9 protein-coding genes are annotated in these 11,244 nt (G+C 65.5%); all 9 read left to right on the top strand.

All coding sequences use genetic code 11. The annotated features are described in order from the left end of the window. Positions 1-3 precede the first annotated feature (3 nt). Positions 4-834 (top strand): inositol monophosphatase family protein, encoded by an 831-nt coding sequence (locus EJC47_RS16730; RefSeq protein ID WP_126849007.1) that lies wholly within the window; start codon positions 4-6, stop codon positions 832-834. Continuing rightward, a complete protein-coding gene (locus tag EJC47_RS16735) occupies positions 831-2,711 on the top strand; it encodes a polysaccharide biosynthesis/export family protein (RefSeq protein ID WP_126849008.1) in 1,881 nt (626 codons plus the stop codon). Before EJC47_RS16730 ends, EJC47_RS16735 begins: the two co-directional genes overlap by 4 nt. An 8-nt stretch (positions 2,712-2,719) precedes the next feature. Beyond that, entirely contained in the window at positions 2,720-3,826 is a 1,107-nt protein-coding gene (locus tag EJC47_RS16740) for a capsule biosynthesis protein (protein WP_126849009.1), read from the top strand. Next, positions 3,823-4,794, top strand: coding sequence for a glycosyltransferase family 2 protein (locus EJC47_RS16745; protein WP_126849010.1), 972 nt, complete (start codon positions 3,823-3,825; stop codon positions 4,792-4,794). The genes EJC47_RS16740 and EJC47_RS16745 overlap by 4 nt, the downstream gene beginning before the upstream one ends. Beyond that, entirely contained in the window at positions 4,794-6,086 is a 1,293-nt protein-coding gene (locus tag EJC47_RS16750) for a hypothetical protein (protein ID WP_126849011.1), read from the top strand. The genes EJC47_RS16745 and EJC47_RS16750 overlap by 1 nt, the downstream gene beginning before the upstream one ends. After that, a complete protein-coding gene (locus EJC47_RS16755; protein ID WP_126849012.1) occupies positions 6,083-7,096 on the top strand; it encodes an NAD-dependent epimerase/dehydratase family protein in 1,014 nt (337 codons plus the stop codon). Before EJC47_RS16750 ends, EJC47_RS16755 begins: the two co-directional genes overlap by 4 nt. Continuing rightward, positions 7,093-8,913 carry a thiamine pyrophosphate-binding protein gene (locus EJC47_RS16760; protein ID WP_260591632.1) on the top strand — a complete coding sequence of 607 codons (1,821 nt, stop codon included), beginning with the start codon at positions 7,093-7,095 and terminating at the stop codon, positions 8,911-8,913. Before EJC47_RS16755 ends, EJC47_RS16760 begins: the two co-directional genes overlap by 4 nt. After that, positions 8,910-9,323, top strand: a complete 414-nt coding sequence (locus EJC47_RS16765; protein ID WP_260591633.1) for a GtrA family protein — start codon at positions 8,910-8,912, stop codon at positions 9,321-9,323. Before EJC47_RS16760 ends, EJC47_RS16765 begins: the two co-directional genes overlap by 4 nt. 124 nt (positions 9,324-9,447) lie before the next feature. Beyond that, positions 9,448-11,043 (top strand): ArnT family glycosyltransferase, encoded by a 1,596-nt coding sequence (locus tag EJC47_RS16770; RefSeq protein WP_126849014.1) that lies wholly within the window; start codon positions 9,448-9,450, stop codon positions 11,041-11,043. Positions 11,044-11,244: the final 201 nt, after the last annotated feature.

Here is an 11,244-nt window from a genome sequence, read left to right on the forward strand (position 1 = left end):
GCAATGGCGCTTCGCGAACAGGTTTCCGCGCTGCTCCGCGAGGTGGCACAAGCGGTGGTGATGCCATGCTTCCGCGCGCTGGCACCGCACGACATTGAGGAAAAGCGCCCGGGCGAAATCGTTACGCGTGCTGATCGCGAGGCGGAGCTTCGCCTGCGCGATGGCCTGGAAGCGCTGGGTCTGGGTGCGCGAATTGTTGGCGAGGAAGCGGTCGAGGATGCACCCGAACTGCTCGACAATATCGGTACCGGGCTTGTCTGGCTGATCGATCCCCTCGACGGCACCGCCAATTTCGCGCGGGGCGAGGCACCGTTCGGCCTCATGATCGCGCTGGTCGAAAACGGCGTACCGCTGGCTGGCTGGATGCTCGATCCGTTGCGCGACCGGCTTTGCCATGCCGAGCGCGGCAGGGGCGCGACGTGCGACGGTGCCCGCGTGCGCACCACCCCGTCCGGACGCGCGCGTCCGATCGCGGCGCTCGGCACGCAGTTCCTGGCACCGGTGCAGCGCGCACGCGTGCAGGCAAGCGCCAGTCGGCGCTTTGACCTGACACCGATCCCGCGGTGTGCGGCCGAAAGCTATCCGCGCGTCGCGTTCGGACAGAATGATATCACGCTGTTCCAGCGCATCCTCCCCTGGGACCACGCCGCAGGTGCGGTGTTTCTGACCGAAGCCGGCGGCGAAATCCGGCATTGGGATCACCGCCCCTATCGCGTCGGATCGAACAGTGCGGGCGTTCTCGCCGCTGCCACCCCGGCTTTGTGGGACAGCGCATCGGCGCTCTTGCTGGGCGTCGGGAGCGCCTTGGCCGACGCGGAAGGCATTGCCGCATGACGACCGCCCGCCCGCTGTTCGCCTCTTCTACCGCAATCGCCCTGGCGCTGATTCTGGCACCCGGTTCGGGCATGGCGCAGTTGCTGTCGCCCGTGGCGGCGCAATCGCAGGATGCCACCGCACAACCGCGAAGCGCTGCGGCGGCCCAGACCGCGATCCCCCCGCAAACCAACACGGCGGGATTTCAGCCAGCGGTTATCGATAGTCCGCCGCCCGAGGCGAACGAGCCGTCCGGCGCGACCAAGCCCGAGACGGGCCCACGCGCCCATGCCGCGCCGCCCAGTCCATTCGAGAGTTACGTGTCCGAAGCAGCGGGTATGCCGGTCCGGCGCTTCGGCGCAGAATTGCTGACCCCCGGTGCCCGCGATTTTTCGGCCCCACCGACGGTTGCAGTGCCAGACGATTACCGGCTCAATCCCGGCGATCAGATCCAGATCAGCTTGAGCGGATCGGTTCAGGCATCCAATTTGCGGCTCACCGTCGACACCGAAGGCCGCATCTTCGTACCCCGGGTGGGCGGGATCACGGTGGCAGGTGTGCGCTACGCCGAGTTGCACGACGTCATCGCCCGCCAGATCGCACGCCAGTATCGCGGCTTCGATTTGCAAACGACCGTGGTGCGGCTGCGCGGCATCACCGTGTATGTTACCGGCTTCGCCAACCAGCCAGGTTCCTATTCGGTCAGCAGTCTCGCGACCCTGGTCAACGCCGTGCTGGCAGCGGGCGGACCCGCCGCCGGTGGCAGCCTGCGCTCGATTCAGTTGCGGCGCGCGGGCAAGCTCATCTCTGATTTCGACTTGTACGACTTGCTGCTGAAAGGCGACAAAAGCGGCGACGCGCCCCTCCAGAATGGCGACGTCATCTATATTGCCCCCGCAGGCCCGCAAGTGGCGGTGGTCGGCGCGATCAACCGCCAGGCGATCTTCGAAGTCGGCGCGGGCGAAAGCTTGCAGGACGCGATCCTCTATGCCGGTGGCGTCAGCACCGTTGCCGACAACAGCCGCTTACTCGTGCTCGATTCGCTGGGGCAGCGCGATGCCGGCTGGCAGCAATTGACGCCCGCCGAAGCGCGCGCGCGCCCTGCACAGCGCGGCGACATCGTCCGCGTGCTTACCAACCTAGGGCTCGCCCGCCCGCTCGAACGGCAATCGGTGCTCGTCACCGTAACCGGCGAAGTGGCGAAGCCCGGGCGCTATTATCTGCAACCCGGTGCGCATTTGGGCGCGGCGCTCGCCGAAGCGGGTGGCCTCACCGCGGGGGCATTCCCTTATGCGAGCGTGATCACCCGCGACAGCGTCCGTCAGCAACAACGCGCGAGTTTTGACCGCGCGGTCAAGGATATGGAGCTCCAGCTTTCGACCCAGCCGTTGGTCTCGGTCGACCACGCCCGCTCGGCCCAGGTGGGCAATGTCGCGCTCATCCAGTCGATCGTCGAGCAATTGCGCAAGCGCGAGCCGAATGGTCGCCTGGTCTTCGACCTGCCGGTAACGGCGACCACCCTGCCCGCCGATCTTATTCTGGAGAATAACGACAGCATCTACATCCCGCCGCAGCCGGTGACGGTCGGTGTGTTCGGCGCTGTGCCGAGCCCGGCGTCCTTCGCCTATCGCCGCGGCATGACGATCGGCGACTTCGTTCACTCGGCAGGCGGTGTGCAGAAGCTTGGCGACAAGACCGGGGTGTTCGTGGTCCGCGCCAATGGCACCGTGCTTTCCAACCGCAAGCGGATCTTCCGCGAGGCAGCGTTGCCCGGCGACCTGATTTACGTGCCGATCGATTCCAATCGCGGCGAATTCTGGGCGCGGATGCGCGACATCACCAGCAGCCTGTTCGGCGGACTGACCGGGGCGGCCACCATCGCCGCGCTGCTGAATTGAGCCGCGCGATGACGATCGGGAGCGGCCTCGTGTCGCTGCGGCACGATGCCCGCAATCGGCGGATCGCGTATGCCGTGCTCGCTGTGTTGCTCGCCATTCTCTGTGTTTTTCCGCAGCCTTACGTAGCCCGCGCCAAGATCGTGCCGCAGGATGGCAGCTCGATCGGGCTCAGTTCGTCGATGGGCGCAGCGGGCAGCCAGCTCCAAGGCTTTGCGGCATTGCTCGGCAGCGCGAAGACCCCAATCGACCTGTATCTGGCGATCGGTCGCGGCGGCGAAGTCAGCGACTCGGTGATCGCCCGCCTCGGGCTGGTTGGTCCAGGCGGCTACGCCAACCACGCCAAGGCCGAAAGGGCGCTCGACCGCGACATGGACGTGCATTCGCTCACCGGCGGCATCCTCGAAATCACCGCGCGCACGCATGACCCGCAATTGGCCGAGCGGCTGACGCGCGCCTATGTCCAGGCCATTGGCGAGCGCATCAACGCGCTCGGTCGTGATCGGGTGCGGCGCAAGCGCGCGGTGGTCGAGCGGCGGTTCAAGGAAGCCGTCGTCCGCGCGGCCAAGGCCGAAGCGGCGCTCAGCGATTTCCGCCGCCGCAACAAGCTGGCCGAGCCCGAAGCGCAATTGGGTGCGGAACTCACGCTGCGCGCCGGGCTCCAGGCCCAACTCCAGGCGAAACAGGTCGAACTGGAAACGCTGCAACGCTTCCAGGGTGCTGAAAACCCGCAACTCCAGTCGGTGCAGTCGGAAGTTTCCGCGTTACGCGCGCAGATTGCCGGCACCACCGCCCCCGCCGCCGGAGCCGCCGGTCCCAACGTTGCCGGTCTTTCCGCCATGTCGGGCGAATATCTCGATCTCTACCGCGACTATCGCTTCGCGCAGGCATTGTATGAAGTCTACGCGCGTTCCTCCGAAGAGGTCGCGGTCGATGCACTCGCCGCCGAGACCGCATCGGACGTCCAGATGATCGAAGCGCCGCGGCTCGACCCCGATCGCAAGTACAACATCCCGGCGGTGGCGGTGCTGCTGCTCGTGTTGCTTTGCGCCGCATTCACCGAAATTTATGCACCCGCCACCGGTCTGCGTCTTGCCCCCCGGAATGCAGACCGATGAGCGGCCGAGGCACCCCCGAACTGTCGATCGTGATTCCCTGCTTCAACGAAGCAGAGAATGTCGTTGCGATTTGCAGGGCGGTGGGTGCCGAGGCCGCCCGCCATGCGCACTCATACGAGATCATCCTGATCGACAATGGTTCGACCGACGGCACGCGCGATATCATCCGCGACCTGTGCGCTGCGGAACCGCGGGTTCGCGCCATCTTCAACACCCGCAACTATGGGCAAATGCGCTCGCCAACCTACGGCATTTACCAGGCGAGCGGCGCGGCGGTGATCGGCATGTGCGCGGATTTTCAGGATCCGCCCGAAATGATCGGAGAATTTCTGCGGCTGTGGCGCGCAGGGGCGCAGATCGTGCTCGGCCAACGCCGCTCGGAGGAAGGCGCGGGCCTGCTCGGGCCGGTCCGGCAGCTTGGTTATGCGGTACTGGGTCGGATCAGCGACTATCCGCTGATCCCCGGCGTTACGGGTTTCGGCCTGTTCGACCGGGTGGTGGTCGATACGCTCGCCACCTGGAACGAGCCGGAACCCTTTTTCCGGGGGATGGTGGTCGAAAGCGGCTACCGTCTGGCGCTGGTGCCCGTCGATCGCCCGGCACGCGCTGCGGGTACGTCGAAGAACGATGTCGCCGCGCTCGCCTCCTTTGCCCTGTCCGGGCTGGCCGGATCCGCGAAGACACTGTTGCGCGCTCCCATCCTCATTGCGCTCGGCACCGGTGCACTTGCCATCCTGCTCACGCTCGGCTCGATTGCTGCGGCCTTCGTCGGCGGCCCCGTCTGGTCAGTCCTGGCAGCCGCGCTGGCGCTGGCGATGTTCGCCGTGCTGATGCTGTTCATCGGCCTGATCGGCGAGCAAGTCCGCGTCATCGCCGAACGGACGCGCGGTGCTCCGCTGGTGCTGGAAAGCGAACGGATCAACTTCCCGGCAACCCGCGCAACCGCTCCGACCGTCCACGCGAGTTGATGCGTCGCCACCTTGCCTTGATCCCGGAAGCGCTGCTCGCGCTCACCGTACTGGCGAGCGTCGCCTGCACGGCATGGCAGTTCGGCGTCCTCGGTTACCTGCCGCAACCCTTCGTGTTCGATACCAACGACACCTTCATGGATTGGTTCAACACCGCCTATTGGGCGAACAACCCCGGTACTTATGATGTGTGGCGCAGCATCTATCCGCCGCTATCCTTCGTGTTTCTCGACGCGTTCAGCCTGCCCGGCTGCTATCTCAATTCGCCTTTCTACGCGCGCGATTGTGATTGGCTGGGGCGCGGGGTCATCGTCGGTTTCTATTTGCTCGACGTGGCGCTTGCCTGGCTCAGCTTCCGCAGCGCCGATCCGCGGACCGCACCGATGCGGACCATCGCCATCGGCCTTGGGTTACCGCTGCTGTTCACGCTGGAACGCGGCAATCTGATCCTGGTGGCCTTTGCCTGCTTCATGCTGGCGCATGGCCCACTCAGGATCGGCGCGCGCTGGCGCTATGCGGCGACCGCGGCGACCATCAACTTCAAACCCTATCTGCTGCTGCCGGTCGCCGCGCTGGCGGTAAAGCGCAAATGGCGCGCGCTGGAGCTGGCAGGTATCGCCACGGTGCTGCTGTATCTTGCCACGCTTGCCGTTGTCGGCAGCGGCACGCCTGGGGAATTGGCCGCCAACACCGCGAATTGGCTCGTGTTCCAGAGCGGGCAAGTGTGGAACGAAGTCCATTATTCGACGAGCTACGCCCCGCTGCTGCTGATCCGCGCGTCGCAGATGCCGATCCTCACGTACATACCTTCGCGCACCATCGAGACGATCGAGACGATCGTGCCGATCGCGATCCGCACCAGCCAGTTGGTGGCCCTGCTTGCGCTCGCCGGTGTATGGCTTCAGCCGCGCGCCGTGTCCGCACACCGCATCGCCACGCTATTGCTCGGGGCGTATCTCATCGCCCAGTCTCCGGGCGGTTATACCCAGACTTTCCTGCTGTTCCTCGTCTTCCTCGAGCCCTGGCGGCGCGGCGGTCCGATCGTCGCGCTGATCTGCGCCTATCTGCTATGCATCGTTGCCGACCGTACCCTCACCACCATTCTCGAGGTGCCGGGGACAAGCTGGCTGAGCGGACAATCCGTTACGGCAAGCTTCGGCATTGCGCTCGGTCATTTCGTCCGGCCCGGACTGATCATCCTGATCGTCTGGGCACTCGCGATCGACAGCATCGCGCTGGTTGTTCGCGCCCACCTGACGCAGCGACCCAGCCTGGGCCTGCAGCCGGCATGATCCTCGAAGCCGATCTCGCTGCGGTCGATACCGCGCTCGCACCGCTCTGGCCGCGGCTGGAAGGCGCGCATCTGTTCATCACCGGCGGCACCGGCTTTATCGGCCGCTGGATGCTGGAGGCCCTCGCGCGCGCGCCGGTCGACGTAAACGTGACCTTGCTCAGCCGCAATCCCGCCGAATTTGCCGCGCGCGCGCCGCACCTCGCCGCGCGCTTCCACTGCATAAGCGGCGACGTGCTCGATTTCGCGCCACCCACAGGTGCCTTCACGCACATCATCCACGCCGCCACCGACGCCAGCGCCGCGCTGAACGCTCAGGACCCGAGGCGAATGTTCGACACGATCGTCCAGGGCACGCGCAACGCGCTCGATCTTGCGGTCGCTTGCGGCGCGCAGCGCGTGCTCTTCCTCAGTTCGGGGGCGGTCTATGGTGCCCAGCCTGGGGATATCGCGCATGTTAGTGAAACCTGGCATGGCGCGCCCGATCCGCTCGATCCGCGATCGGCCTATGGCGAGGGCAAGCGCGCCGCCGAAATGCTCTGCGCGATCTATGGCAAGCAATTCGGGCTCGACGTGGTCGGCGCTCGGATCTTCGCATTGCTGGGCCCGCTCCTCTCGCTCGACATCCATTTCGCCGCCGGCAACTTCGTCCGCGATGCAATGGCAGGGCGCACGATCCGCGTCGAAGGCTCGGGCGAGGCGGTGCGCTCCTACCTCTATGCCGCGGACCTGACGGTATGGCTGTGGACACTGCTGCTGGCGGGCAAGCCCGGCATGGTCTGCAATGTCGGGTCCGAAGAAGCGGTCTCGATCGCAGCGTTGGCGCAGCGCACCGCGGCGATCCTCGGTTCGCCGGGGGTCGAAATCCTCGGCCGCCCCGACCCCGGCTGGAACCCGGGCCGCTACGTCCCGTCGACCGAACGAATACGCGAACAGCTCGGCGTCGCGCCGACAATTGGCCTCGACGAGGCGATCCGGCGCACCGCGCTCTGGAATGGATGGAAACCATGACTACGATGAAACTCTCCACCTGGGTGGCCGAGCGCCTCGCCATGCAGGGCCTGCGCCACGTCTTCATGCTGACCGGCGGCGGCGCGATGCACCTCAACCATGCGCTCGGTACACATCCAGCGCTCGAGACGGTCTTCACCCATCACGAACAGGCGCTCGCAATGGCGGCGGAGGCCTATTACCGCCTCACCAACCGGCTGGCCGTGGTCAACGTCACCTCGGGCCCGGGTGGCACCAACGCGATCACCGGCGTTTACGGCGCGTGGGTCGATTCGATCGGCATGCTCGTCCTGTCGGGGCAAGTGAAGAACGAGACGACCGTGCGCTCGACGGGCCTGCCGCTCCGGCAGTTCGGCGACCAGGAACTCGATATCGAGGAACTCGTCCGCCCGATCACCAAATATGCCGTGATGGTCACCGATCCGGGCACGATCCGCTACCATCTCGAAAAGGCGCTCTACCTTGCCACCAGCGGGCGGCCCGGCCCGGTCTGGCTCGACATTCCGCTCGACGTACAAGCGGCACCGATCGACCCGGACACGCTGCCGGGCTTCGATCCGGCCGAGCTGGACGAGCCGTGGAAGCACGCCGATCTCGCCGCCACCGCCGCAACGATCCTGGAAAAACTCCAGGCGGCCGAGCGGCCGGTGGTCTTCGCGGGCGGTGGCGTGCGGTTGAGCGGTGCCTATGCTGCATTCCTCGCGCTGATCGAAAGGCTCGGCGTACCCGTCGTGACCGGCTGGAACGCGCACGATGTGCTGTGGAATGCCCACCCGCTTTATGCCGGGCGGCCCGGCACCGTGGGCGATCGCGGCGGCAACATGGTAACGCAAAGCGCCGATCTGCTGCTGGTGCTGGGCAGTCGCCTCAACATCCGTCAGGTGAGCTATAATTGGAAAACCTTCGCGCGGGGGGCGTACAAGATCTGGGTCGACATCGATCCGGTCGAACTGCGCAAGCCGACCATCGTGCCCGACATGCCGGTGGTGGCCGATCTGGCCGACCTCATCCCCGCCCTGCTCGCTGCGCCTTATGAGGGGCCAAGCGTACAGCAGCGCGAGTGGCTGGCCTGGTCGCGCGAACGCGTGCGCCGCTTCCCGGCGGTGCTGCCGGAATATCACGCGCATGGCCCCGCCAACCACCCCTATGTGGCAATGGAAAAGCTGTTCGGGGCCCTGGGCCAGGACGACATCGTCGTCACCGGTAACGGCAGTGCGTGCGTGGTCAGCTTCCAGGCGGCCGAGATCAAACGTGGCCAGCGCATCTGGACCAATTCGGGGTGCGCGACGATGGGGTACGATCTCCCCGCCGCGATCGGTGTGTGCACCGCGACGGGTGGCGAACAGCGCGTCATCTGCATCGCGGGCGACGGCAGCATCATGATGAACCTGCAGGAAATGCAGACGATCGCGGGCAACCGCCTGCCGGTAAAGGTCTTCCTGCTCAACAATAACGGCTACGTCTCGGTTTTTCAGACGCAGCGTAACTTCTTCAATGGCGAGGAGGTCGGCGGCGGACCCAAGAGTAACGTGACCTTTCCCGATTTCAGCAAGATCGCGGCAGCCTTTGATTTCGCGTATTTTCGCGCCACGGGCCATGCCGATCTGGACGCGGCGATCACCGGGGCTCTCGCTACCGACGGTCCTGTACTGTGCGAAATCATGATCGACGAGCATGTTCCCTTCGCCCCCAAGCTTGGTGCGAAGCAACACGCCGACGGTCGCATCACCTCGCCCGCATTGGAGGATCTGTCGCCCTTCCTGCCGCGCGACGTTCTGCGCGAAAATATGCGGATCGAGCTGCTGGAGGATCTGTGATCCGCGCCCGCGCCAAACACGCTCAGCGCCCCCTGCGCTTCGTCGCCGCCGGTGCCGCGAACACCGCCTTTGGTCTGGCCCTATACCCTGTGCTGTTGTGGAGCACCCCCGTGCTGCAACGGCATTATCTCCTCGCATTGGGCATCGCCCAAGCGGTCAGCCTCTGTTTCGCCTTCGCAACTTACAAGCTCGGCGTGTTTCGCACCCGTGGCAACATCGCCCGCGAGTTCAGCGCTTTTTCAAGCTTCTATCTGTTCAACTACGCCGCCAATTGGGCGGCGCTGCCGGTGCTCGTCGAGTTTGCCGCGATCCCGCCGGTCATCGCCCAGTTGGGCTTCACGGCCGTGCTGATCGTCGGCAGCTACTTCTGGCATAGCCGGGTAAGCTTCGCCGGGAGCAAGCAGGCATGATCGGCGACTTCAATGTGATCAGGCTGGCCGATGCCCCCTCCTGGCGAAACCCAGCGCCTCGATCGATGCGGTTGGAGGCCCTGTCATAACCGCCCGATCGCTGCGCGTCGCCCGGGGTGCGGCAGTGGCTGCGGTGCTACTGCTGGCCGCAGGCCTGCGCCTCGCTTCCGTCGGTTTCGGCCTGCCCGCGCTCAACGATCCCGATGAGCCGCTGTTCGTGATGACCGCCCTCGAAATGCTGCGCGATCACACTCTCAATCCCGGCTGGTTCGGCCATCCGGGCACGACGACGCTCTATGGCCTGGCGCTGACCAGCTATCTCGCCGCTGCGGCCGGCATCGTCACCGGACGCTTCGCCGATGCACACGCCTTTGTCAGCGCGGTCTATGCCGATCCCGGCATCATTTTCCTGCCGGGGCGCTTGCTGATCGTCGCGTCGGGCGTGGTTTGCGTCTGGCTGACCTACCGCATCGGCACACGCATCGCCGATCGCCGCATCGGTCTGCTCGCCGCTTTTTTTCTCGCGATCAACGCGGTGCACATCCAATATTCCCAGGTCATCCGCACCGATGTCGAGGCGAGCGTCTTCATGCTGTTGGCAACGCTCCGCGCGCTCGCCATCGCGCGCGACGGACGGTGTCGTGACTACGTCCTTGCGGGACTGTGCGTCGGGCTTGCCTGCGCGACCAAATGGCCCGCGGCAGTGGTGGTGTTCAGTCCCGCGTGCGCCGGTCTGTCGCGCATCGCCTTTGATCGCCGCGCGCTTGCCCATCTTGCGCTGCTCGCGTGTGTATCGACCGTCACGCTCTTTTGCGTATCGCCCTATTTGTTGATCGATTATCCAACCGTGCTGTTCGATCTTGGCGGTGAAGCACGATCCGCGCATCCTGGCTCGACCGGGGCTGGCTTCCTTTCCAATCTCGGCTGGTATGCCGCGCATCCGCTACTGCGATCGTTCGGCAGTGCCGGGCTAATCCTAGCCGCAGTCGGCCTCGTCGCCATGGCCCGCGACCAGGCGCAGGTCCGCGCCGCCGCGCTGCCCGGATTCCTTATGTTTCTGGTGGTGATTTGCGCCCAGGCCCTGGTGTGGGAACGCTGGGTGGTGCCACTGCTACCCTTTGCGGCGCTTGGCATCGCCTATGCGATCGGCGCAATCGCCGATCTCGGCGAACGTCGCTTCGGGCCCGATGCACGCCATTTTGCGTGGATAGGCGCGGCCTTGGTCGCGCTTCCCATGCTGGCGACGACCTACGCCAACACGCGCGAACGGCTCAACGACACGCGCCAGATCGCGGCGCACTGGGTGCGTGACCATGTGCCGCCAGGTTCCAGCATCCTGGTCGAACACGCCGCCTTCGACTTGTTTCGAGGGCCCTGGCAGCTCCGCTTCCCCGTAGGGGCGGCCGGCTGCATCGACGCACGTCAAGCGCTTGGCGGCCACATCCGCTACTCGCGCGTAGAACGGCTTCGTCGCGGCAATCCCGTCGTCGACATCGGGTATGTCGACGCTCGGAAGCTGACGACCTGCCATGCCGATTTTGCGGTGTTCAGCCACTATACCCGCTATGCGGCGGACCGCAGGTTTGCGCCGCAATTGGCGCGCTATCGTGGCTTGATGCGGGGCGGGTGGATTCGCGCCATCATCCGGCCTCTGCCCGGATACTCGGGCGGCCCCGAGATCCTCATAGTCGAAACCGGCCCGGGCGTGTCGCGTCCATAGCGAAGCCGCGGTGGAAGATATCCGGGTAGCGAGCTGATCTTGGTGCTCCGATTGTCTATTGCGCGGCCGGATCCGCCCGCTTCTATTGTGTGGGTGTCTCCTTCCGGGGAACATATCCTGAAGTCCTTCTTTAAAAGGACCGAAGAGAACCAAGCAATTAGTTCTGTGGCGCGCAGTGGGGGGAACGGCCTGACCGAGATC

This window comes from Sphingomonas sp. TF3 (assembly GCF_003985085.1).
Lineage (GTDB): Bacteria > Pseudomonadota > Alphaproteobacteria > Sphingomonadales > Sphingomonadaceae > Sphingomonas.